Annotated in this window: 13 protein-coding genes; 10 read left to right on the top strand and 3 right to left on the bottom strand. The window is 69.5% G+C overall.

Annotated elements, in window-relative coordinates:
* Positions 1-49: 49 nt before the first annotated feature.
* The 6 genes from ABFD52_11980 (at position 50) to ABFD52_11955 (ending at position 10,323) form a co-directional block, all read left to right on the top strand.
* A complete protein-coding gene (locus ABFD52_11980) occupies positions 50-2,971 on the top strand; it encodes a M14 family zinc carboxypeptidase (GenBank protein ID MEN6561484.1) in 2,922 nt (973 codons plus the stop codon).
* 88 nt (positions 2,972-3,059) lie between these two features.
* The gene (locus ABFD52_11975) at positions 3,060-3,626 is read left to right on the top strand and encodes an elongation factor P (protein MEN6561483.1); all 567 of its coding nucleotides are present in this window, start codon (positions 3,060-3,062) and stop codon (positions 3,624-3,626) included.
* A 35-nt stretch (positions 3,627-3,661) separates the two neighbouring features.
* Positions 3,662-4,579, top strand: a complete 918-nt coding sequence (locus tag ABFD52_11970; protein ID MEN6561482.1) for an RluA family pseudouridine synthase — start codon at positions 3,662-3,664, stop codon at positions 4,577-4,579.
* A gap of 176 nt (positions 4,580-4,755) precedes the next feature.
* The gene (locus ABFD52_11965; GenBank protein ID MEN6561481.1) at positions 4,756-6,186 is read left to right on the top strand and encodes a TolC family protein; all 1,431 of its coding nucleotides are present in this window, start codon (positions 4,756-4,758) and stop codon (positions 6,184-6,186) included.
* Positions 6,179-7,252: an efflux RND transporter periplasmic adaptor subunit gene (locus ABFD52_11960; protein MEN6561480.1), complete on the top strand. Its 1,074-nt coding sequence runs from the start codon at positions 6,179-6,181 to the stop codon at positions 7,250-7,252. Before ABFD52_11965 ends, ABFD52_11960 begins: the two co-directional genes overlap by 8 nt.
* Before the next feature lie 5 nt (positions 7,253-7,257).
* Positions 7,258-10,323: an efflux RND transporter permease subunit gene (locus ABFD52_11955; protein MEN6561479.1), complete on the top strand. Its 3,066-nt coding sequence runs from the start codon at positions 7,258-7,260 to the stop codon at positions 10,321-10,323.
* A 9-nt stretch (positions 10,324-10,332) separates the two neighbouring features.
* Here the strand turns inward: ABFD52_11955 and ABFD52_11950 are convergent, their stop codons facing one another.
* Positions 10,333-12,015 carry an NAD(P)/FAD-dependent oxidoreductase gene (locus tag ABFD52_11950; protein MEN6561478.1) on the bottom strand — a complete coding sequence of 561 codons (1,683 nt, stop codon included), beginning with the start codon at positions 12,013-12,015 and terminating at the stop codon, positions 10,333-10,335.
* 160 nt (positions 12,016-12,175) lie between these two features.
* On the opposite strand from ABFD52_11950, the gene ABFD52_11945 reads away from it, so the two are divergent.
* The 3 genes from ABFD52_11945 (at position 12,176) to ABFD52_11935 (ending at position 18,009) form a co-directional block, all read left to right on the top strand.
* A complete protein-coding gene (locus ABFD52_11945) occupies positions 12,176-14,173 on the top strand; it encodes a PQQ-binding-like beta-propeller repeat protein (protein ID MEN6561477.1) in 1,998 nt (665 codons plus the stop codon).
* A 90-nt stretch (positions 14,174-14,263) separates the two neighbouring features.
* Positions 14,264-17,392, top strand: a complete 3,129-nt coding sequence (locus tag ABFD52_11940) for a hypothetical protein (protein MEN6561476.1) — start codon at positions 14,264-14,266, stop codon at positions 17,390-17,392.
* Between the two features lie 26 nt (positions 17,393-17,418).
* Positions 17,419-18,009 carry a DUF1318 domain-containing protein gene (locus tag ABFD52_11935; protein MEN6561475.1) on the top strand — a complete coding sequence of 197 codons (591 nt, stop codon included), beginning with the start codon at positions 17,419-17,421 and terminating at the stop codon, positions 18,007-18,009.
* Between the two features lie 30 nt (positions 18,010-18,039).
* On the opposite strand, the gene ABFD52_11930 is transcribed toward ABFD52_11935, so the two are convergent.
* On the bottom strand, positions 18,040-18,705 hold the full coding sequence (locus ABFD52_11930) for a hypothetical protein (GenBank protein MEN6561474.1): 666 nt from the start codon (positions 18,703-18,705) through the stop codon (positions 18,040-18,042).
* A gap of 20 nt (positions 18,706-18,725) precedes the next feature.
* On the bottom strand, positions 18,726-20,330 hold the full coding sequence (locus ABFD52_11925; GenBank protein MEN6561473.1) for a transglutaminase family protein: 1,605 nt from the start codon (positions 20,328-20,330) through the stop codon (positions 18,726-18,728).
* Positions 20,331-20,546: 216 nt separating this feature from the next.
* On the opposite strand from ABFD52_11925, the gene ABFD52_11920 reads away from it, so the two are divergent.
* On the top strand, positions 20,547-23,741 hold the full coding sequence (locus ABFD52_11920; GenBank protein ID MEN6561472.1) for a glycosyl hydrolase: 3,195 nt from the start codon (positions 20,547-20,549) through the stop codon (positions 23,739-23,741).
* Positions 23,742-23,783: the final 42 nt, after the last annotated feature.

The following is a 23,783-nucleotide window of genomic DNA, read 5'->3' as shown; positions in this document are numbered from 1 at the left end:
GATCCGGCCGGGCCGCATCCGATCCGCAAGCATTACAAGGAGGTCGAGCGTGCAAAAGAACGGTCGAGCTGGCAGACACCTGATCCTGATCCTGGCGTTGGTCTTCATCGCCGGGGCGGCAACGCGCCCGCTTCCGGCCCAGCAGAAGGTCGACGCGGAATACACCAAGAAGATCCTCGAGTTCACGACCGATCCCTGCTTCCTCACCCAGTACGTCAACTACCTGCCGTCCGCCCCGGGCATCCCGACGCCGTTCGAGGTCCTCGGCCACATCGCCGGGGCGCGGGACGTCCTTTCCTATACCGCCGACGTCACCACGTACATGCGGGCCCTGGCGGCGGCCACGCCCCGGGTCAAGGTCTTCGACGTCGGCAAGACCGAGGAGGGGCGCGACTGGATCGTCGTCGCCGTGGCCGACGAGGGGACCATCAGGGACCTCGACCGGTACAAGGGGATCATGGCCAGGCTGGCCGATCCGCGCCGGCTCTCCGAGGCCGAGGCCAGGACTCTCCTGGCCCAGGCCAAGCCCATGTACTGGGCCACGGGCGGCCTGCACTCGTCCGAGACGGGCTCGGTAGAGATGCTCATGGAGCTGGCCTACCGCATCGCGGTCGACGACTCGCCCTTCGTCAAGGCCATCCGCGAGAATGTCATCACCCTGATCACGCCCGTGCTCGAGCCCGACGGCCGCGACAAGCAGGTCGACCTGGCCATGGCCAAGCGCAAGGACCCCAAGGCCAACGTCCCGACGCGGCTCGTCTACTGGGGCAAGTACGTGTCCCACGACAACAACCGCGACAACCTCGGCCTGGCCCTGAAGCTCAGCCAGAACATCACCAAGACCTTCCTCGACTTCCATCCCCTGGTCATGCACGACCTCCACGAGTCGATGTCCTACCTCTACATCTCGACCGGCACGGGGCCCTACAACGCCTGGCTCGACCCCATCACCATCGACGAATGGAACCTGCTGGCCTACCGCGAGGTCGACGAGCTGACCAAGGCGGGCGTTCCCGGCGTCTGGACCCAGGGCTTCTACGACGGCTGGACGCCGAACTACGCCTTCTACGCGGCCAACGGCCACAACGCCATCGGCCGCTTCTACGAGACCCAGACCGCGGGCGACGGCTCGACCCGGGTCGTCTCGGCCTCCCCCGACCGGGCCTGGTTCCGGCCCAATCCGCCGCTGCGCTCGGTCCTCTGGTCGCTGCGCGACAACGTCAACCTCCAGCAGAGCGGCGTCCTCGTCGCCCTCAACCATGTGGCCGCGCTCAAGGACAAGTTCCTGGAGAGCTTCTATCTCAAGGGCAAGCGCTCGATCGCCAAGGCCCGGGCCGAGGGCCCGGCCGCCTACGTTTTCCCCGGCGACGACCCGCGGCCCGGCCAGCAGGCCAGGCTGCTCCGCCAGCTCCAGACCCAGGGCATCGAGGTCCAGCGGGCCGACAAGCCCTTCAAGGTCAAGGACGCGGAATACCCCGCCGGGAGCTATGTCGTCCGCATGGACCAGCCCTATTCGCGGCTGGCCGACATGATGCTCGACCGCCAGTACTTCAACGTCAACGATCCCGCCCCGTACGACGACGTCGGCTGGACGCTCGGCCCGCTCTACAACGCCAAGTCCGTGCGGGTCGAGGACGTCGCGGTCCTGGACGCGGCGATGACCCCGGTCAAGGGCGAGGTGGCCGCTCCCGGCGGCGTCACCCGGCTCGGCAAGGGGGCCGTCCAGGCCTACCTGGTCAATCACAACGCCGACACCGTCCTGGCCACGTTCCGCTACGCCCGCAGGGACCTGAAGATCCGGGCGGCCGAGAAGGACTTCGAAGCCCAGGGCCGGAAGTTCCGGGCCGGGTCGTTCATCCTCAAGCCGGGGGATAACCCCAGGGACCTGGAAGGGATCCTCGACGAGGCCGGCCGGAGGCTCGGTTTCGCCGTCGCCGCCGTGCCCGCCGTCCCCGACGTGCCGGCGCACGAGGCGGACGCGCCGCGGCTGGCCGTCATGCACACCTGGCAGAACACCCAGAACGAGGGCTGGCTGCGGATCGCCCTGGACGATTGCGGCATCCCCTACGACTATATCGATGTCCACGCCGTCCGAGACAACGCCAGGCTCCGCGACAAGTACGATGTCATCATCTTCGGGCCCTCGTCGCCGGACCCGTTCAGCATCGTCAACGGCCTCGAGGGCGACAGGCCCCTGCCCTGGAAGAAGACCGACCTGACCCCGAACATCGGCGCCGAGGACTCGACCGACGACATGCGCGGCGGCCTCGAGCTCGACGGCGTCGTGCACCTGCGCGATTTCGTCCGGGACGGCGGCGTCTTCGTCACCATCGGCAACAGCTCCGGCCTGCCTATCCACTACGGCCTGGCCCGGGGGCTGGCCGTCCGCGACACGACCAAGCTCTGGGCCCGCGGCGGCGTGTTCCTGGCGTCCGTCGGCGACCGGACCAGCCCGCTCGCCTACGGCTATGACGACCAGGTCGGCATCTACTTCAGCCAGTCGCCCGTCTTCACCCTGGGCGGCATGAGCGGCCGGAGCCGGAGCCTGGCGGCCCCGGCGGGCGGGCCGGCGGGCCGGGTATCCGGGCGCGGCGGCGTCTCCGACCCGGACATCATCCAGGGCCGGCCCCGCGACCTCGGCCAGAAGGCCGTCGAGGAGTTCCGCAAGGCCGAGAAGGGCGCGGCCGGGACTGAGGCCGAGGACGAGCTGCCCCGGCCGCAGGTTTCGTCCGTCCGGCCGCGGATCGTTCTGAGCTTCGCCGCGAGCGCCGCCGACCTTCTGATCAGCGGCGGGCTGGCCGGGGGCGAGGAGCTGGCCGGCTCGCCGGCCCTGGCCGACGTCACGATCGGCAAGGGCCACGTCGTCCTGTTCAGCTTCAACCCCGCCTGGCGGAGCCAGACCAGCGGCTCTTATTTCTTTATATTCAACGCGTTGCTTAATTGGAAGGCCCTGGACGCCAGGCCCAAGTGATCAGGCCGCGTCCTTGACGCGGACCGGCCGGAAGACTATATTCTTTTTCCGGCCGGGGCGGGTGGAAGAGCAGGACAGAGGAGTCTTCGTGTTCAGCACATCCGATCTGAAGAAGGGCGATGTCGTCAGGATCGACGGCGACCCGCATATCGTCGAGACCATCAAGGTCCAGACGCCGTCGGCGCGCGGCGCCGTGACGCTCTACAAGATCCGCTTCCGCAACCTCAAGACCAGGAGGAAGATCGACCAGTCGCTCCACGGCGACGACATGTTCGAGGAAGCCGATTTCGAGCGGCGGCCGGTCCAGTACCTCTTCGGCGACGCCTCGAGCATCACCTTCATGGACCTCCAGGACTACAGCCAGTTCAGCCTGACGAAGGAGGAGATCGAGGAGGAGTGGCCTTACCTCACGGAGGGCGTCGAGGGGCTCATCTCCATCTCGTCCGAGGGCCGCGTCCTCGGCTTGGAGATCCCGACCTTCATCAACCTCGAGATCGTCGAGACCCGGCCCTCGGTCAAGGGCGGCTCGGTCACCGCCCGGACGAAGCCGGCCACGCTCTCGACCGGGCTCGTCGTCCAGGTCCCCGAATACATGGCCGTCGGCGAGATCATCCGCGTCGATACCCGGACCGGCGAATACGCCTCCAAGGCCTAGGGAAGATCAGCCGGACGCCGGGCGGATCCCGGACGATGAGAAACCACGGCTACGATTATCCCGACCGGATCTCCCGTCCGGACGAGGGCTCGTCCATTCTGAGCTTTTATTCCCGGCGCTATCGTCATTCGACCGAAGCCGAATGGCGGGAGAAGATCGAACGCGGCGAAGTGACGCTCAACGGCCGTCCCGCTTCGCCCCACGACCCGCTGTCCGCCGGCGACCTCCTCGTCTACCATCGCCCGCCCTGGGACGAGCCGGAGGCCCCGACGGACTTCGGCGTCCTCCTCGAGGACGACGACATCCTCGCCCTGGCCAAGCCCTCCGGCCTGCCCGTCCTCCCCGGCGGCTTCTTCCTGGAGAACACCCTGCTCTATCAGGCCCGGCGCCGCTTCGGCCCGGCCGTTTCGCCGCTCCACCGCCTCGGCCGCGGCACCTCGGGCGCCATCCTCTTTACCCGGAACCATCGGGCCGGGCGCTCGCTGGCCAAGGCCATGTTCGAGCGGCGCATCCTCAAGGTTTACCTGGCCCTGGCCTCGGGAACGTCGATGCCCGGCGCCTTCACCGTCGACGCGCCCATCGGTCCCGTGTCCCACCGCCTTCCGGCGACCGTCAACGCCTATCGCCCGGGCGGCCGGCCGTCCACGAGCCACGTCCGGGTCCTCCGCCGCTTTCCCGAAAAGAACGCCGCGCTTGTCGAGGTCGTCATCCCGACGGGCCGTCCCCATCAGATCCGCATCCATCTCGCCTACGCCGGCCACCCTCTCGTCGGCGACCCGCTTTACGGGCCCGGGGGCGTCCCCCGGGCCGACGGCGTGGACGACGAGGGAGGAACGACGCCCGGCGCGACCGGCTATCTCCTGCACTCCTGGAAGATCCGGTTCCCGCACCCTTCGCGGGGCGAGGACGTCGAAGTGGCGTCGCCGCCTCCGGACGCCCTGCGCCCGGAATGACCGTCTGGGACCGTTCGAACTACTTGATCTTCTGCGCTTCCCGCGGATGGCGGCCCGGCGTCCCGCAGGGGACTGGTCAAGGGATGAAGAAGACGCCAGTTGCATAATCGACGGAGCTGGAAGAAAATACTCGCCGAACCGTCTCAAGGGCGGATATCGTCCGCCAAGGAGGCTCCGTGAAGGCAGGCCGGCCGTTTGGGGCCATCGGCGCCGTCTTCGCTCTCAGCCTGGCCGGCGCCTGCGTCCGCTATCACCCCAAGCCGGTCATACCCGGCCGGACCTTGGAGGCCTTCGAGGCCCGCCGGCTCGATTCGCCCGATCTGGAGGCCTTTCTCGTGGCCAACAAAGAGGCCGAGAGCTGGCCTCCCGCCGTCTGGGGCCTCAAAGCCCTGACCCTCGTCGCCCTTTACTATCACCCGGACATGGACGTCGCCCGGGCCCAGTGGGGCGTCGCCCAGGGAGGCCGGATTACCGCCGGCGAGCGCATCAACCCGGCCCTCAACCCCCTGATGGGTTACAACAGCACGTCGCCCCGGAGCGAGGTCACACCCTGGATCCCGGAGGTCGCTCTCGAGCTGACCATCGAAACGGCCGGCAAGCGCGGCATCCGGATCGCTCAAGCCCGTGACCTGGCCGCCTCGGCGCGCTGGCAGATCTATACCGCCGCGTGGAGCGTCCGCAGCCGCCTGCGCGCCGCGATGCTCGAGCTCTTTGCGGCCGGCGAGCGGGCGGACCTTCTCGGGGAGCAGGAGAAGCTCCAGGCCGAGCTCGTCCGCCTTCTCGAACTCCAAAAGAACGCGGGCGAGATCTCGGTCTACGACCTGACCCAGGCCCGCCTGGCTCTCGACACGGCCCGGCTGGAGGCCATCGAGGCCGCGCGCCTCAAAGAGGAGGCCCAGGCCGGCCTGGCGGCCGCTCTCGGCCTGGCCCGCGGGGCGCTCGAGGGAGTGAGCCTTTCGTTCGAGGAGTTCCGCCAGGCGCCTCCGTCCGACCTACCGGCCGGGGAGGTCCGGCGCCACGCCGTTCTCAACCGGTCGGATATCCTGGCGGCGCTGGCCGCCTACGAGGCCAGCCAGATGGCCCTGAGGCTCGAGGTCGCCAAGCAGTATCCCGATCTCGTCCTCGGCCCGGACTATCAGCTCGACCAGACCGACAGCAAATGGACGCTCGGCGTGGCCCTCTCTCTGCCCCTCTTCAGCCGCAACCGGGGCCCGATCGCCGAGGCCCTGGCCGCCCGCGAAGCGAGCGCGGCGCAGTTCCTGGCCCTCCAGGCCGAGGTCATCGGCGAGCTCGATGCGGCCGTCCAAGACTGCCGGGCCGCCGTCAAAAAGTCCGGCGCCGCCGAGGACCTGCTGATCCACCTCACGGAGCAAGCGCGGCGGGCCCGGACCGAGCGCGATCTCGGCGAGATCTCCAAGCTCGAGCTCATCGGGATTGAGCTCGAGCTCAACGCCGGGGCGCAGGCCTGGCTCGAGTCCCTGGTCCAGGCCCAGGCCGCGGTCGGCCGGCTCGAGAACGCGGCCCAGAGCCCGCTCGACGTCAAGGACTGGATCACCACCCTGTCCCGGCCGGCCGCGGGCCCGGCCAAGGAGCGCCAAGATGACTAAACGCCAGGTCGCGACCGGGCTCATCGTTGCGGCCGTCGCCGCGGCGGCCATCCTGCTCGTCAAGGTCCTGGGCCCCAAGGGCGGCGGGGAGGAAGAGGCGATCGCCGCCGATGTCGGCGTCCACGTCGGCAAGATCGTCCGGGCCACGCTCCGCGGCTATGTCACGGCCTACGGCACGGTCGAGCCCGAACCGCCGGGCGCGGGCCGGGCCGCGGCCGGGGCCCTGATCTCCGCGCCCGTCGGCGGCATCCTGGCCGAGGTCGCCTGCTCCGAGGGCCGGGCCGTCGAGCGCGGCGCGCTGCTCTTCCGGCTCGATACCAGGCTGGCCGAGGTCGCGGCGGCCAAGGCGGCCCGGGCCGTCGAGGCGGCCGAGCTGACCTATGAGCGCCAGAAGAAACTCCTGGCGGCCGACGGGACGTCCGCGAAGAATTTCCAGGAGGCCGAGGCGGCGCTCAACGCCGCCCGGGGCGACCTGGCCGCGGCCCGGACGGAGCTGGCCCTTCTCGAGATCCGGGCGCCGCTTTCGGGCACGGTCGTCCGCATTGACGCCCGTCTCGGCCAATCGGTCGAGACGAACGCGGTCCTGGCCGAGGTCATCGCCCTCGACCGCCTGGTCGTGACGGCGCGCGTGCCGAGCCTTGACGCGGCCCGCCTCCGCGCCGGGAGCGCTGTCCTCTGGGGCGACGGCGACGCCGCCCCGGGCCGGGTCCTGGTCGTCGGCCGGGACATCGATCCGAAGACGGACACGGTCCTCGTCCGGGCCTCGGTCCCCGCCGGCGCGGGTCTTTCTCCGGGTCAGTTCCTGAGCATCCGCATCGTCGCCGAGGAGCGCAGGAACGTCCTGGCCGTGCCTGAAGAGAGCATCGTGCCGGGCCCGGACGGCGGCGCCGAGCTCATGGTCGTCGAGGGCGAGAAAGCCGTGCCCAAGCCGGTCAAGGCCGGTCTCCGCGACGGCGGCCTGGCCGAGATCGAGGGAGAGGGCCTGGCCGAGGGCCTGGTCATCGTTACGACCGATGCCTGCACCCTGGCCGGCGAGACGAAGATCCACATCATCGGGAAGCCCTAGCCCTCATGAGCAAGGATTCCGCCCTGGGCCGGTTCGCCATCCGCCACTCCCGACCCATCGTCTTCGTCTGCCTGGCCCTATGCCTGGCCGGCGTTTACGCCGCCCTGACCATCCCGTCCTCGGTCTTTCCGCAGACGGATTTCCCGCGCGTCGTCATCCTGATCGACAACGGCGTCATGCCGGCCGACGAGATGATGGCCGCCATCACCCGGCCGATCGAAGAGGGGATGAAGGATATCCCCGGCGTCAAGACCATCCGCTCGGCCACGGGCCGCGGCTCGGCCGAGGTCAACGTCTTTTTCAGCTGGAAAGTCGACATGGTCCAGTCCGAGCTCTACGTGCTCGGACGGCTGTCCCAGATCCGCGCCTCCCTGCCGCCGACGGCCGAGGCCGAGGTCTACCGGGTCACCTTCTCGAACTTCCCCATCATCGGGGTCAGCCTGACCAGCCCCAGGCGGAGCCTCGTCGATCTCTGGGAGACGGCCCGCTACAAGCTCAAGCCGCGCTTCCTCCAGATCCCCGGGATCGCCCGGGTGACCCTGGTCGGCGGCCGCGCGCCCGAATATCACATCGTCGTCGACCCGCTGCGCCTCCAAGCCGCCGGGCTGACGCTGGCCGAAGTGACGGAGGCCCTGAACAAGAACAACCTCGTCGCCTCGACCGGGCTCCACGAGGAGAACCGGATGCTCTACCTGGCCGTCGTCGACGGCCGCGTCCACTCCATCCGGGACATCGAGAGCTTCCCGGTGACGGTCGCCGGCGGCCACCCGGTCCTCGTCCGCGACTTCGCCCGGGTCGAGCGCGGGCCGGAGCCGGTGTTCAACTACGTCACCGCCGACGGCCAGGAAGCCGTCCTCCTCAACATCTACAGCCAGCCCGACGGCAGCACCCTGGACATCGCCAAGGCCCTGACCGCCGACCTCGCGGCGCTCAAGGGCGAGCTTCAGTCCGACCTGAAGCTGTCGTTCTTCTATGATCAGTCCCTGCTCGTCCGGGCCTCCGTCCGGAGCGTCTGGGAGGCCATCATCTTCGGGCTCGTCCTGTCCGTCCTGATCCTCTTCCTCTTCCTGAAGAATTGGCGGACGACCTTCGTGGCCATCCTGGTCATCCCGGTCACCGTCCTGGTCACGCTCGTCTCGCTCAAGGCCGCCGGGCTTTCCTTCAACCTGATGACCCTGGGCGGGATCGCCGCCGCCATCGGCCTGGTCATCGACGACGCCATCGTGGTCGTGGAAGCCATCCATACGAAGCGCCGCTCCGGCCTCGACCGGCTGACGGCCATCCGCGAGGCCTCGGGTGATCTCGTCCGGCCGCTTGTCGGCTCGACCCTGACCCCGGTCGTCGTCTTCATCCCCCTGGCCTTCCTGAGCGGGATCACGGGCGTTTTCTTCCGGGCCCTGGCCTTGACCATGGTCGTCGCCCTCCTGACCTCTCTCGTCCTGGCCGTGACGCTGACGCCTTCGCTGGCTGGCTGGCTGCTGCCCGCGCCGGGGGCGGTAGCCGGGGAAGCCGGCCCGGACGAGGGCCCGCTGCTGCGGCGGGTCATCCGGATCTACGAGACGGCGGTCCGGTGGGCGCTCCGGAAGCGCTGGGTCACGATCGCCCTCTGCGTCGTCGTCATCGTCCTGGCCTTCGCCCTCTATCGCGGGCTCCGGAGCGAATTCCTGCCCCCGATGGACGAGGGCGGCTTCGTCATCGATTACCTGACCCCGCCGGGGACGAGCCTGGCCGAGACCCATCGCCAGCTCCGGTACGCCGAGGACATCATCCGCTCGGTGCCCGAGCTCGAAAGCTACTCGCGCCGCACCGGGGCCCAGCTGGGCCTGTTCATTACCGAGCCGAACAACGGCGACTTCCTGCTCAAGCTGAAGCCCGGCCGCAAGCGGTCCACGGAAGAGGTCCTGACCGAGCTGCGGCACCGCCTGAACGCGGCCCTGCCCGGCATCATCTGGGAGTTCCCGGGGATCCTCGGGGACCTCATCGGCGACCTGATGTATTCGCCCCAGCCGATCGAGGCCCGGATCTATTCGACCGACACGGCCTTCCTGAAGGCGAAGGCCCCCGATGTCGCCGCGGCGCTGGAGAAGGTGCCGGGCGTCGTCGACGTCTTCGACGGCCTGGTCTACACGGGACCGACGATCAGCTTCCGCGTCCGGCCCGTCGACGCCGGGCGCTTCGGCCTGAGCGCCGAGGCCATTTCCGCCGCGGTGAACGGCGCCATGCTGGGCGAGACGGCCTCGACCGTGCTCGAAGGCGACCGGGTCATCGAGATCCGGGTCAAGGCGGAGCCGGGCCGGATCGACCGGCTGGAGAAGCTCCGCCACCTGCCCCTGCGCTCGGCCGACGGGGCCCTCATCCAGCTCGACCAGGTCGTCGACGTCGTCGAAGAGCCGGGCCAGCTCGAGCTGCGCCGCGACGATTTCCGCCAGGACGTGGCCGTGACGGCCCGCCTCGAGGGCCGGGACATGGGCAGCGCCATGGCCGAGATCCGGCGCGTGCTCAGGGCGGATAAGACGCTGCCGCCGGGGACTGTCGAGTACGCCGGCCTTTACCAGCAGCAGCAGGAATCGTTCCGCAACCTGGTCATCGTCCTGCTGCTGGCCGTCTTCCTCGTCTTCACCGTGCTCCTGCTCGAGTTCGGGTCGTTCGCCGAGCCCTTGGCCATCGTGCTCGGAGCCGTGCTGGCCATGTTCGGCTCCATCCTGGCCCTCTGGATCACGGGCACATCGCTCAACGTCGTCTCGCTGCTGGGGGCCATCATCGGGGTCGGCATCGTGGCCAAGAACGGCATCCTGATGCTCGATCTCGTCAAGGAGCACCGGGCCCAAGGCATGGACCTGGCCGAGGCCCTCATCCGCTCGGGCCGGCGGCGCCTGCGGCCGGTCCTGATGACCTCGCTGGCCGCGGCGCTGGGGATGCTGCCCCTGGCTTACGGCATCGGCTCGGGGGCCGACATGCTCCGGCCGCTGGCCATCGCCGTCATCGGGGCCCTGGCCATCTCCGTCCTGCTGTCGCTCATCGCCACGCCGGCGATCTACAGCCTGATCGCCGGCCGGCGCAAGACGGACTGAGCTCGGCGGTCAGCGCGGCGGGGCCTTCGGGCTCTCCCCCCGGCCCTTCCAGTCCCTCATGACCTCGGCGAAGCAGGCCAGGCCGCTGGGGATGCAGGCGCCGTAGCCGTGGCCGGGGAAGGTCCAGGCGCCTGCGAGATAGAGGTTCTTGATCGGCGTCCGCTGCGGGAAGCGGCGCTGGCCGGAGTTGTCGATCGTCTGGTCCCAGCCGTAGACCGCGCCGCGCGGGTTCGAGGTGAAGCGGAGATTGGTCAGCGGCGTCGCCACCTCCTCGACCTCGATGGCCTTCCGGAGCCCGGGCAGGAGCTTCCTCTCGACCTGGTCGATCAGGATGCCGGCCAGCCGCAGCTTCTCCCTGGTGTAGGCGTCCTTGTCGCCGCGGAAGTAATCGGCCTCGTACTTCTTCCAGTAGTCCCAGCCCTGGGCGACAAGGATGTTGATCGTGTTCTTGCCCCTGGGCGAGCAGCCCGGGCAGACGTTGTCATAGACGGTCAGCCCGAAGCCCGGGTCGGCCGGGAGCCCGCCCGCCATGATGGCGGCGTAATCGGCCTCGACGTCGTAGCCGGTGTAATAGAAGATCTCGCTTTCCTTCAGCCCGGCCCTGCGGACGAGATCGGTCTTGAGGCCGAGCCAGACGCTGAGCGACGAGTAGCTGACCTGGAGCTTGTCCATGCGGGCCAGCGTGTCCTTGAGGAACTCCCGCTCGCCGTCCATCATCCGGGTGAAGGTGTCGATGGCGTTGGCGTTGGAGATGACTGCCCGGCCGCGATACTCGCTGCCGTCCGCGGCCCGGACGCCGACGGCGGCGTGGTCGCTGGTCAGGATCTTCTCGACCCTCGTGTTGAGCCGGACCAGGCCGCCGTTCTTCTCGATGATCCCGACGAAGGCGTTGCTGATCCGCTGCGACGTGCCGGCCGGATAGTACCCGCCGAACTGGAGGTAGCCCAGGAGCGGCAGGGCGTAGTAGAACGGCGAGAGCTTGGAAGGCGGCAGGCCGAAGTAGCCCCACAGGCCGGAGAGAACGCCCTTGAGCTTGGAGTTCTTGACCCGGTCGTCGAGCATGGCCCCCCAGGTGCGGTTGAAGTTCTTGAACAGCAACGGGAACCTGGCCGGGAAGTCGGCCAGGCCGGCCGTGCCGCCCGCGGCGGAGAGGCGGCCGACCTCGTCGCTCAGGCCCTTCATGTCGGCGAAGATGCCGTCGATGGCCTCGGCGTCGCCGGGGAAGCTCGCCTTCAGCAGCTCGATATAGCCGGCGGGATCCCGATGCGGCACCCGGATGTCGCAGTCGGGGTAGATGGCCCTGTAAAGTGGCTGGTGCGGCGAGAAGACGACGTCCCTGATCTCGGGGAAGCCGGCGATGAGGTTGGCCACGCCGTCGCGGGTCCCGACCGTCGTCGAATGGAGCGAGACGTCGAAGGTGAAGCCGCCGGGACGGGCGAAGGACGAGGCGTAGCCGCCCGGCACGCCCTTCTGTTCGAGGACGACGACCTTGAAGCCCTTGCGGGCGAAGGCCGCCGCCGCGCTCAGGCCGCCGAGGCCGGCGCCGATGACGACCGCGTCGTATGTCGCCGGCCGGGCCGCGGCCTGGCCGGCGTCGCCGCGCGGGAAGGCGCTCCAATCCCAGGCGGCCAGGGGCAGGCCGGCCAGCAGGGTCTTCAGGAAATCACGTCTTTCCCAGGGGTTTGGCGACATGGACGGGCCTCCATCTTGCCGGGGCTGGTGTATGTCCTGAGTGTACGCCCCGGGCGCGGGGCCGTCAATGACGTCCGGGGCGGCCGATTGACAAGGAGCCGGCATCCCCTTAGGATTGAGGCGGATACGCAATAGCCGATCTGTCGTTGGGATCGTTCTGATGAAGAAATTCGCCTTTCGCGCGGCGCCGCTCCTGATCGCGGCCCTGATCGCCTGCGGCCTTCTCGCGGCCGCGGCGGCCGGCGGCGCCCCGGGGGAGACCGGCCCGGCCGGCACCGGCAAGGCCGCCCTGCGGTTCGCCTGGCTGAGCGACACCCACGTCGGCGCGGCCCGCGGAGCCGACGACCTCAGGGCCTCGGTCGCGGACATCAACTCGATCCCGGGCCTGTCGTTCGCCCTGGTCACGGGGGACGTCACCGACAAGGGGTCGTACGAGAACTTCCGCCTGGCCAAGGACATCCTCGACGGCCTCCGCATCCCGTACCACATCATCCCCGGCAACCACGACACGAAATGGTCGGAGTCGGGGGGCTCGGATTTCGTCCGGGTCTGGGGCGCTGACCGCTTCGCCTTCGAGAGCGGCGGCTTCCGGTTCATCGGCCTGTCCCAGGGACCGGTCCTGCGGATGGGCGACGGGCACTGGGCCCCGCAGGACGTCCGCTGGCTGCTGGGCCTGCTGGAGGACAAGGCCTCGGCGGCCAAGCCGACCATCTTCGTCAGTCACTACCCGCTCGACGAAAGCATCGCCAACTGGTACGTCGTCCTCGACAAGCTGAAGACCGTTCCGACGGTCGCGGTGCTGGTCGGCCACGGCCACAAGGACCAGCTGCTGGACTTCGAGGGCCTGCGGGGGGTCATGGGCCGGGCCAACATCGGCGCCGGCAACGTCGGGCCGGGCTACAACATCGTCGAGATCGCGGCCAAGGCGATGACCTTCGCCGGGCGGACGGAGCGGCGGACCGGCGCGCCCTGGTGCCGGATCGAGCTCGAAAAGGGCGGCCTGCCGATCGTGGCGGCCGGGCGGCCCGCCGGCGGCGCTAGCGCGAAGGCCGGGGCCAGGCCGGGAACGCCGGCCCGGCCCGACTTCGGCGTCAACGCCCTCTACCCGCAGGTCAAGGAGCGCTGGCGCTTCAACGCCGGGTGGACCATCGCCTCGCCGGCCGCGGCCAACGGCGAGACGATCATCTTCGCCGACGCCTCGGGTTCCGTGCGGGCCCTGCGGACGAGCGACGGCAGCATCGCCTGGGAGTTCAAAACGGACGATCCGATCTACTCCGCGCCCGCGGCCGGCGGCGGCCTGGTCGTTTTCGGCGGAACGGACGGGGCGATCTACGCCCTGGATGCCCGGCTCGGGACGCTCGTCTGGAAGACCGTGACCGGCGGCCCGGTCGTGGCCTCGCCGCGGATCGAGGGCAAGGTCGTCTATATCGGCTCCGGCGACCACGTTTTCCGGGCCATCGACCTGGCCACCGGCCGGCCCGTCTGGAGCCAGGACGGGATCGACGGCTTCGTGGAGGCCAAGCCGCTCGTCGCGGGCGGTCTGGTCGTCTTCGGCGCCTGGGACGGGCTTCTCTACGCCCTCGACGCCCGGACCGGCAAGGCCGTCTGGACGTGGAAAGGGGAGAAGCCGAGCTGGTTCTACTCGCCGGCCGCCTGCTGGCCCGTGGCGGCCAACGGCCGCGTCTTCATCGTCGCCCCCGACCCCTGGATGACGGCCATCGAGCTGGGCACGGGCCGGGAGCTCTGGGGCACCGACAACTGGGCCGTGCGCGAGTCCATCGGCATCTCGGCCGACGGCGCCCGGGTCTATGTCCGGACCACCGAGAACCTCATCGCGGCCGTCTCCACGGCCGAGGACGACGCCAAGGCCGTCTGGGAGACCGACGGCGGGTTCGGCCAAGACATCAACTCGGCCATGCTGGTCGAGAAGGACGGAGTCGTCTTCTACGGAACGAAGAACGGGCTGCTGCTGGCCCTCGACGGGGCGACCGGGGCGATCAAGTGGAAGCACCGGGTCGGCGTCGCCCTTCTCAACACGCTAACCCCCCTCAGCGGCCGAGAGGTGGTCGTCACCGATTTCGACGGCCACGTCACCCTCGTCGAAGATGGAAAAGAGGGGTTCAAACCTGCTTTTTGCGCAAAAATGAGTAAAAAGTAGGTTTGAACTCCTTCTTTCTCATTTCCTTTTCATTTGCCCCCCTCGTCGGACCGGTGCGGCTGAAGGGTGTTATAATTGACGCACCGGACCATGAAGAAGGCGCTTAGGAAGACGCTCCGGATCTCGGCGCTCGTCGTCGGGGCCATCGTCCTCCTTTTCGCCGCCGCGGTCCTTCTAGCCGTCCTCGACAAGCCGCTGGTCAGGAACATCGTCGAAAAGCAGCTGTCGAAGGGAGCCGGGTCCACGGCCGCGTTCGGCCGGCTCGATTACTCGCTCTTCCCCTTCCGGATCAGCGCCGAGGCGGTCGAGATCAGCCGCGAGGACGGTTTCCAGAAGCTCACCGTCGGCCTGGCCCGGCTCGAGGCCCGGGGCGAGTTCTGGAAGCTCGTTCGCGGCGTCAAGCCGGCCCTGGACTCGATCGAGGCCGACGGCCTGACCGTCCGCCTGGATCAGCGCGCGGCTTCCGAAGCGCCGGTGGACATCCCGAAGGTCCTGCTCCGGGTCTCCGATACGCTGGGCTGGGCCAGGCGGATCTCCGTCAGCGGCACCCGGCTTTCGTTCGGGCTCCTGGCCGGCCGGACCGAGATCGAGGGCCTCGACCTCACCCTGACGCCCGGACCAGAACGGGACGTCGTGACCTACGCGATCGGCCGCGGCCGCATCTCCATGACGGACAGGACCGGCGCGCTGACGCTTTCGACCGGCCTCGTTTCCTCCGGGCGTCTCGGACTGGCCTCGCCTTACCTGGTCGAGAGCACGTTCGACCTGAGCGCGGCGCGCTTCCCCGCGGCCGGGCCCGGGGTCGATCTCGAGAGCCTGAACCTGGCCCTGACCGCCCGCCTGGACCGGCCCAACCAGGAGCTGACCGTCTCCAGCCTGAAAGCCGTCATCCCCGGACTTCTCGATCTGCAGTGCCGGTTCGTGGGGAAATCGGTCTATGGCATCTTCCTCGAGGCCAGCGGCGAAGCCCGGCTCGACGACCTGGCCGCGGCGGCCAAGCTCATCGGCCCGCGGCTCCCGGCCGCGCTGCGGGACGCCGGCCCGCGGGGCCGGGCCCGGATCTCGGGCAAGTACGTCCTCCATCGCTCCGAGCGGAGCTCCAGGGACCACCTGGCCGCGTCCCTCTCGCTCGAGAACGTCGAGTTCTCCGCCCCGGTCGGGGGGCGTCCCGTCCGCGTCAAGGCCTCCGGCCGGATCGAAGCCGCCGGGCCGTCGGCCGATCCCGGGTTCTCGGTCGACCTCCGCTCCTCCCTGGGCCGGGTGGCCGTTTCCGGCCTGACCGTGACTGGCGCCGATCTCCGTGTCGTCGGCACCGGGTCGACCTCGGCCGCCAATATCACGCGTCTTGATATCGGTCTGGCCGGGCTCGACTATCAGGCCGCTGAAGGCAAGCATGTCGCTTTCGCCAAGGCCTATCTCGCGGCCAAGGGGACGATCGACCTCGTTAGCCGGGCTGGCATCCTGTCATCGTTCGAGGCCCGGCTGCCCGGGCTCGCGCCTATCCGGCTCTCCGGCCGCTATGGCGTGGGGCCGCGCCAGGCCGCCGAATTCAGGCTCGGGAGCCGGGGCCTTGACCTGCCGGCCCTGCGTACGGCCGCCGCCCCCTTCCTTCCGGCCGCGCTCGCCGGCTGGGACCTCGGCGGCGCGCTCGACCTTGCGCTGGCCGCGCGCCGGCCCGCGGCGTCCGGCGGCGACTGGACCTTCTCCGGCACGGCCGCCCTGGCCGGCGCCAAGTTCAACGATTCCTCGTTCACGATCGCCGGCGACGGCCTCGACCCCGTTCTCGAGTTCGAAGGCGCGGGCTCGCCCGCCAAGGGGCTTTCGTTCAGCGGCAGCCTGGACATCGGCCGGGGCGAGTCCCTTTTCAAATCGGTTTACCTCGACTGGGGCAAACACCCGCTCCGGTTGACGGCCGCCGGGCGCTGCGTTCCCGCGACGGGCGAGATCGACGGCCTGGCGGTCCGCGCCCGCCTGCCCGAGATCGGCTCGATCGACGTCTCCGGCTCGGCTAAGCTCGGCCCCGCCCTCTCGCTCGAGCTGAAGGCCGCGGCCGACCTAAGCCTCGGCCCGTTCTATTCCCTTTACGCGCAAGCAGGGGTCGCGGAAGGGGCGCGGATGAAGCTCGGCGGCCGGCTGGCCGCCGCCTTCGATATCCGCAAGAGCGGCGGGGCCCTGTCCGTCGGCGGCCGGATCAAGCTTGCGGACGCGAGCATCGCCCGCGCGACGGGGCAGGAGTTCCTCGCTGGCGTCGCCGCCGACGTGCCCGTTCTTTATGAGTCAGGCCCCGCCGCCGCGAACCCGCCGGCGCTCTCTTCCGGCGCCCCGCTCCCCGAGGCCGGCTTCTTCCGCGTCGGCGGCCTCCGGACCCCGTTCGTGTCCCTGGAAAACGTGGACATCGCCCTCCGCGCCGGCCCGAACGCCCTGGGCCTCGAGCCGCTCGCCCTGGACCTCTTCGGCGGCCGCCTCGAGCTCGGCCGGACGACCTTCCGTCTCGACCCGGCGTCCGGATCCCTCCGGGGAGTCGGCTCGCTGGCCCTTCGCGATATCGACATCTCGCGCTTCCCCATCGCCTCGCCCCAATTCAAGCTGACCGGCAAGGTCCAGGCGGAATTCCCCCGCCTCGACATCAGCTCCAGGAAGATCGCCATCTCCGGCCGGGGCGAAGCCAGCATCTTCGGCGGCCAGGTCGTCCTGCGCGACCTGGCCGTCTCCGACCCGTTCGCCCCGGGGCGCTCGATCTCGCTCAACGTCGATCTCGTCGACCTCGATCTGAAGAAGCTCACCGACGAAGTGCCCTTCGGCGAGGTGACCGGCGTCGTCCGCGGCGAGGTCCGCGATCTCGTCCTCAGTTACGGCCAGCCCGAGCGGTTCTTCTTCCAGATCGAGTCGGTGCCCCGCAAGGGCGTGCCGCAGACCTTCAGCCTCAAGGCCGTCGACAACCTGACCGTCCTCAGCTCGGGCGAGAAGGCCTCGGGCGGGACGGGCGGCTTCTGGATGAGGTTCATCCGCGGCTTCCGCTACCAGAAGCTCGGCATCGTCAGCACCCTGCGCAACGACACCTTCACCCTCAACGGCACCATCCACGAGGGAGGGGTCGAGTACCTGGTGAAGAAGCCGCCGCTTTTTGGTATAAATGTGGTGAACCGCGAACCCGGCAAGAAGATCAGCTTCAAGGACATGACCGGCCGGCTCAGGCGGATCGGCCAGTCCGGGAACTGACGATGCGACGCAAGGAGGATGGAACCATGAAGAAACGATACGCCCTGGCGACGGCCCTGGCCGCCGGCCTCGTCTTCGTCCTGGCCTGCATCACGGTCAACATCTACTTCCCCGAGGCCACGGTCAAGCAGGCCGCGGCCGAGATCGTCGACGAGATCCGCAAGACGGACGCGGAGAAGAAGGCCGCCGAGCCGGTGGCCGAGCTGACGGGCCCGCGGGGCTCCGCGGCCTTCTCGCTCGTTCCCGCGGCCTATGCCCAGGAAGCCACCTCCGTCTCGACGCCGGCCATCCGGGCCCTCAAGGAGTCGATGAAGAACCGCTTCGTCTCGCTCCAGCCCTACTTCGCCGCGGGCAACATCGGCGAGTCGAACAAGGGCCTGCTGGACGTCCGCGACGAGGCCGGCCTCAACCTCCAGGCCAAGGCCGCCCTGCGGAACCTGGTCAAGGACGAGAACGGCGACCGGACCAAGCTCTACGCCGAGGTGGCCAAGGCCCTGAACATCGAGGCCGGCCAGGTCGAGCGGATCCAGAAGATCTTCGCCGCGGAATGGGCCAAGAGCGCCGCTTCCGGCTGGTGGATCCAGCAGGAGAACGGCGCCTGGGTCAAGAAGACCTGACGCTCTCCTCCGGCCCGGGGGCCGCGGCCCTCAGGGGGGCGGCATTCCCGCGGGGCGGGCCGGCGCCTTGCGGCCGCCCGCGAACGAGGCCCCGAACGCGCCCAGCCCGAGCACGATCAGCGCGATCGCCGGGATGAGCAGGGCCTTGCTGGCCGGCCTGCCCGGCGGCTCGGGCAGGGCGTAGGTCACCATCTTCCGCGCGGCGTCGTACCTGGCTTGCCGGGCCGCTGCCGGCAGCACCAGGCGGCTGTTGCCCCGGACCGATCCGTCGCCGACCGTCTCGTTGAAGTAGATGGTCTTCTTGTCCTCGTCGAGATTGCTGTAGACGGCGCCGGGTCCGACGTCGAACTCCCAGTGGTTGCCCATGTTCCGGGCCGCCCCGAGCATGTGGATGGTGAAGGTCACGGTGCGCGAGGCGTCGTCCCACTCGGCCTTCTTCCGGGTCACCTCCGCGTCGGCCCGGTTGGAGGCCAGGTCGCGCATGAACAGGTAGAGGTTGCTGACGCTGTCGCGCAGGCCCTGGTAGCGCTCCATGGGCAGGGTCATCTTGAGGACCATGTCCAGGTCGCCGACCGGCGACAGCGTGAAGTTGCCGTCGTAACCGACGTCCTGGGCCCGGGCCGGAAGAACGAAGCCGGCCAGGGCCACGGCGAGGGCCGCGAGGAAGGCCTTTCGTAAAAGCGTCTGGTTCTTCATGGCGTGTCTCCCCGCGCCGCTCATTGGCGCACCAGGACGAGGCTGGCCGTGACGCCCGTGGCGTTGGCGAACTGGCCCTGCAGGCCGCCTTGGACGACCTGGAGGACGATGCGATAGGGCAGTCCCTGGCCCGGCACGGCCGCGCCGTCGATGGCGACCTGGGACTGGTTGCAGACGGCCTGGATGGCGGCGCCGTCGAAGGTGCCCTGGAAGGCGTTCACCTCCTGGACCTGGTGCATCATTCCGTCCTGGCCCATCTGCTGGTAGGCGAAGCGGAAGACGAGCTGGACCTGGCTGCCCTGCTGGATGATCTGGCAGGCCCCGGTCACGCCCTGGCCCGTCGGCATGGTCAGCTGGCAGCCCCAGTTGCCGGACAGGCCGCCCCGGACCGGCTGGGGCGCCGGCCCGCCGCCGCTCCGCGCGGGCTGCCGGCCGCCGCCTCCGCCACCTCCGCCGCCCCGCTCGGCCAGGTCCATGATGCCCCATTTCTCCAGGATGTCGGGCGGCAGCGGGTCGAGCTCGGGGTTGCCGATGCCCTGCGTCCAGAAGGCCCGGACGTCGATGAGGTTATAGCGTCCGGTCCGGTTGATCTTGTTCCAGGTCTCCAGGGCGCTCTTGTTGGCCTCGGCGAAGCTCATGCTCTTGGTGTAGCCGTCGCCGACCCCCGTGGCCTCGACCGGGACGAACTTGCGGCTCTGCGGCAGGCGGGCCATGGGGAAGCAGTGGCCGTCCATGCTGACCAGGATGGGCTCGATGTTGACCGAGTTCATCATGGCCGCCATCAGGATGGCCAGGTCGATGCAGGTCCCGCTGCGCTTCTCGATCGTGTCGCGGGGGAACTGCAGGCTCTGGACCGACTTGATGTCGTAGGACATGTTAGGGTCCTGGAGGTTCGGCGGGTGCTGGTAGCTGACGTGGATGGCCCGCATCAGCTCGTAGAGCTGGCCCAGGACCTCGATGCAGGCCTCGTCGCTCTCCGAGGCGCCCAGCCCGCCGGCCTTCTTGTTGGCCAGCGAGGCCAGGCGGCCGACCACGGCGTCGTCGCTGCGCGAGACCCAGGCCGCCATCAGCGGATAATTGGTGTCGGAATCCTGGAAGGCGCCCGTCCGCTCCTCGGCGGTCATGTCCGAGAAGAAGAACTCGTAGCGGCTCATGATCGTCAGGCGGCGCGTATCGGAGAATTCCTTCTTCCGGCCGCCGCCGTCCGTGTACTCGTACTCGACGGACAGGTCGGCCGGGGCCCGGCTGGTCAGGCGGGCCGTCTGGGCGGTGAAGATGGGATAGTAGAGGTCGACGACCGTCTGCCCCGGGTCCACGGCCGCGTACTTGTGCCAGTTGTTCCAGTCGGATTCGGCGTACTCGGAGACGCGGTAGCGGACCCGGAGGTTCGTCAGGCGCCGGCCGGTCTCGTTGCGGAAGACCGACTTGGCCAGCCACATAGGCACGGGGCATTCGCGGGCCCCGTAGGCCTTGTAGGCCCCGCTGACGACCCGGTCCTTGAACTTGAGGTCCAGCGACAGCTCTCCCTTCGGGGAGCCGGATCCCAGCAGGAACGCCAGGACGCCCAGCACGAGGCCCAGGGCGACCAGGACGCCCCCGGCGATCTTCAGCTGAGCGGGTTTCATGAGACCCTCCGGGCGGGATGGAAACGCAGAACGAGACCTCGATGATTCCCCATGATGGCCTCCTTCAGAGTTGTCCCTATATTCAGTTTAAAAGGGGGCGTTGTCAAGTCCGCCGGCGTCCCCGAGGAGGCGGTCGATCCCGCCTTCACGGCCGGCCGGCCTTCATCCTTGACGACCGGCGCGCGAGTGATATAAGGGGGGCGAGAGGAGAGTGCCATGTCGCGCCGATGCCCGTTCCGCCTTCCGCCCCGAATTCCGATCATGGCCGGGCTGGTCTTCCTCCTCCTCGCCGCCGCCTGCGTCCGCGAGCCGGCCGCAGCCAGGGTGTCGAAACGGCCTTCGTCCGATCCGCTCGCGGCCGGCTTCGCCCGGCCGCCAGATTCCGCCCGGCCCTGGGCCTACTGGATGTGGATGGACGGCAACCTGAGCCGGGAGGGCATCACCGCCGACCTCGAATCCCTGCGCGACGCCGGCCTCGGCGGCGTCGTCATCTGCGAGGTCAACGTCGGGGTGCCGCGCGGCCCGGTCGAGTTCATGGGCCCGGCCTGGCGCGGCCTGTTCAAGCACGTCGTCAGGGAGGCCGAGCGGCTCGGCCTCGAGGTGACGCTCAACGCCGGTCCGGGCTGGACGGGCTCCGGCGGGCCCTGGGTCAAGCCCGAGCAGTCCATGCAGCACATCGTCGCCGCCGCTGTCGAGACCTCCGGCCCGTCCCGCTTCGACGCGGTCCTGCCCCGCCCGTCGCGGCGTCCGGCCTACTTCGGCGAGGACTCCCTGCCCGCGGAGCTGAAGAAAACGATGGACGGGTTCTACCGCGACGTCGCCCTCCTGGCCTTCCCCACGCCGTCGGCCGGGCCGGCCATCGCCGACATCGACGAGAAAGCCCTCTACGTCCGGGAACCATATTCCTCGAAGCCGGGGGTCAAACCCTTCCTGCCCATGCCCGCCGTGTTCCCCGCCCTGCCGGCGGGCGCGGCCGTCGACCCGGCGCGGATCGTGGACCTGACCGGCAAGCTCGCGGCCGACGGCCGGATCGTCTGGGACGTCCCGGCCGGCCGCTGGACCATCCTGCGCTTCGGACGGGTGACGACGGGCGCCAACACCCGGCCCGCGCCCGTGCCCGGCCTCGGCCTCGAGTGCGACAAGCTCGACGCGGCCGCCTTCGACGCCCATTACGATGCCTTCGTCGGGGCCCTGCTTCGCGAGGTCGGACCGCGCCGGACGGACGGCCGGGCCGGATGGACGATGCTTCACATCGACAGCTGGGAGATGGGCGCGCAGAACTGGACCGCCGCCTTCCGCGAGGAATTCCTGGCGCGCCGCGGCTACGATCTCCTGCCCTTCCTGCCGGCGGTCACCGGCCGTCCGGTCAAGGACATGGAAACCTCCGAGCGCTTCCTCTGGGACCTGAGGCAGACGGCCAACGAGCTCGTCCTCGAGAACCACGCCCGGCGTCTCAAGGACCTCGGCCGCCGGGACGGCTTCAGCGTGTCGATCGAGCCCTATGACATGACGCCGTGCTCCGACATGTCCCTGGGCGCCGTCGCCGACGTGCCCATGGGCGAGTTCTGGCTGTCCGGCTTCCACACGGCCCACAGCATCATCGAGGCCGCCGGCATCGCCTACACCAACGGCCGGCCGATCGTCGCCGCCGAGTCCTTCACCTCGGACGACCGGGAGGCCTGGCAGGCCCATCCGGCGTCGATCAAGGCCCTGGGAGATTGGGCCTTCGCGTCGGGCGTCAACCGGATCGTCTTCCATCGCTCGCAGCACCAGGCCGGGCTGGCGACGAAGCCGGGCCTGACCATGGGCCCATACGGGGTCCATTGGGAGCGGACCCAGACCTGGTGGGACATGGTCCCGGCCTATCACCGCTACCTGGCCCGCTGCCAGTTCATGCTGCGGCGGGGACTGCCGGTCGCCGACGTCTGCTTCCTCGTCGCCGAGGGCGCGCCGCACGCTTTCCGGCCGCCGGCCTCGGCGCTCCGGGGCGATCCTCCGGGACCGGCCGGGCCGGCCTTCGACGGCTGCCCGCCGGATACGTTCATGACCTCCGCCTCCGTCAAGGACGGACGGATCGTTTTCCCGGACGGCATGAGCTATCGCGTCCTCGTGCTGCCCGAGCGCGAGACGATGACGCCCGTCCTGCTCCGGAAGGTCCGCGGCCTGGTCGCCGCCGGCGCCACGGTCATCGGGCCGCCGCCGCGGAGGTCGCCGTCGCTGGCCGGATACCCGGCCTGCGACGCCGAGGTCGAGCGTCTGGCCGTCGAGGTCTGGGGCGATTGCGACGGGGAGAAAGTCACGGAGCATGCCTTCGGCCGGGGCCGCGTCGTCTGGGTCAGGGGCCAGGCGGGAACATGCCCGGCTGAACCCCTTTCTTCGCCCGGGACAACCTGGAACGTCGGCCGGCCGCCCCTCGACGAACCCGCCCAGTACGGCGATTTCGCGGTCGTTATGTCGGCGCTCGAGAGGATGCGTGTCGCGCCGGACTTCGCCTCGGACATCCCCCTGCGCTGGATCCACCGCCGGGACGGCGGCACGGACATCTATTTCGTGGCCAATCCCGATGCCGCGCCGGTCGAAACGACGGCCCGGTTCCGGACGAGCGGCAAGCGGCCCGATCTCTTGGACCCCATCGACGGGACGACCCGCGATCTGGCCCGGTACGAGGCTGCTGGCGGATCGACATCCGTCCCCTTGAGGTTCGAGCCGCGCCAATCCTTCTTCATCGTGTTCCGCGATCGGGCGGCGTCGGTCCCGGGCGTCTTGGCGGATCCGCCCGCCGCTTCCGCAGCTGGCCCGGCGGCGCCGGAGAACTTCCCCGCGCTCGAGAAACTCGTCTCGCTCGATGGCCCCTGGGACGTCGCTTTCGATCCGACCCGGGGCGGGCCGTCCCGCGTCGTTTTCGACCAGCTCGCCGACTGGAGCCGGAGGCCGGAGGACGGCATCAAGTACTATTCGGGGCAGGCAGTCTACGCCAGGACGTTCGATCTCGCGGCGGCCGCGACGGACTCTTCGGGCGAGGGAGCCCGGCTCTGGCTCGATCTCGGCACGGTCAGGAACATCGCCTCGGTCCGGCTCAACGGCCGCGACCTCGGCGTCGTCTGGTGCGATCCCTGGCGCGTCGAGATCACGGCCGCGGTTAGGCCGAAAGGCAACCGCCTGGAGGTCCGGGTCGCCAACCTCTGGCCCAACCGGCTCATCGGGGACGAGCGCGAACCGGCCGACGCCGAGTATGGCCCGGACGGAAACCTCGTCCGCTGGCCGGATTGGATCCTCAATGGCGAACGGCGCCCGTCCTCCGGCCGCCTCGCCTTCTCGACCTGGAAACATTATGCGAAGGATTCGCCGCTCCTGCCCTCGGGCCTCCTGGGCCCCGTCGGCGTGCTCCGGAGCCTCCCGTCGCGAGATTGACAGGCGTTCACGGCCGGAACTAGAATCCGGTCGGGGAGGATC

The sequence above is a fragment of the Acidobacteriota bacterium genome, assembly GCA_039683095.1.
GTDB lineage: Bacteria > Acidobacteriota > Aminicenantia > Aminicenantales > Saccharicenantaceae > RBG-16-66-30.
This window is presented reverse-complemented; position numbering and strand designations above follow the sequence as displayed.

Excerpts from the sequence above, each read along its gene's own strand:
- ABFD52_11920 (MEN6561472.1), top strand. The coding sequence starts at position 20,547 with ATGTCGCGCCGATGCCCGTTCCGCCTTCCGCCCCGAATTCCGATCATG.
- ABFD52_11955 (MEN6561479.1), top strand. The coding sequence starts at position 7,258 with ATGAGCAAGGATTCCGCCCTGGGCCGGTTCGCCATCCGCCACTCCCGA.
- ABFD52_11925 (MEN6561473.1), bottom strand. The coding sequence starts at position 20,330 with ATGAAACCCGCTCAGCTGAAGATCGCCGGGGGCGTCCTGGTCGCCCTG.
- ABFD52_11970 (MEN6561482.1), top strand. The coding sequence starts at position 3,662 with ATGAGAAACCACGGCTACGATTATCCCGACCGGATCTCCCGTCCGGAC.
- ABFD52_11930 (MEN6561474.1), bottom strand. The coding sequence starts at position 18,705 with ATGAAGAACCAGACGCTTTTACGAAAGGCCTTCCTCGCGGCCCTCGCC.
- ABFD52_11940 (MEN6561476.1), top strand. The coding sequence starts at position 14,264 with ATGAAGAAGGCGCTTAGGAAGACGCTCCGGATCTCGGCGCTCGTCGTC.
- ABFD52_11945 (MEN6561477.1), top strand. The coding sequence starts at position 12,176 with ATGAAGAAATTCGCCTTTCGCGCGGCGCCGCTCCTGATCGCGGCCCTG.
- ABFD52_11935 (MEN6561475.1), top strand. The coding sequence starts at position 17,419 with ATGAAGAAACGATACGCCCTGGCGACGGCCCTGGCCGCCGGCCTCGTC.
- ABFD52_11960 (MEN6561480.1), top strand. The coding sequence starts at position 6,179 with ATGACTAAACGCCAGGTCGCGACCGGGCTCATCGTTGCGGCCGTCGCC.
- ABFD52_11950 (MEN6561478.1), bottom strand. The coding sequence starts at position 12,015 with ATGTCGCCAAACCCCTGGGAAAGACGTGATTTCCTGAAGACCCTGCTG.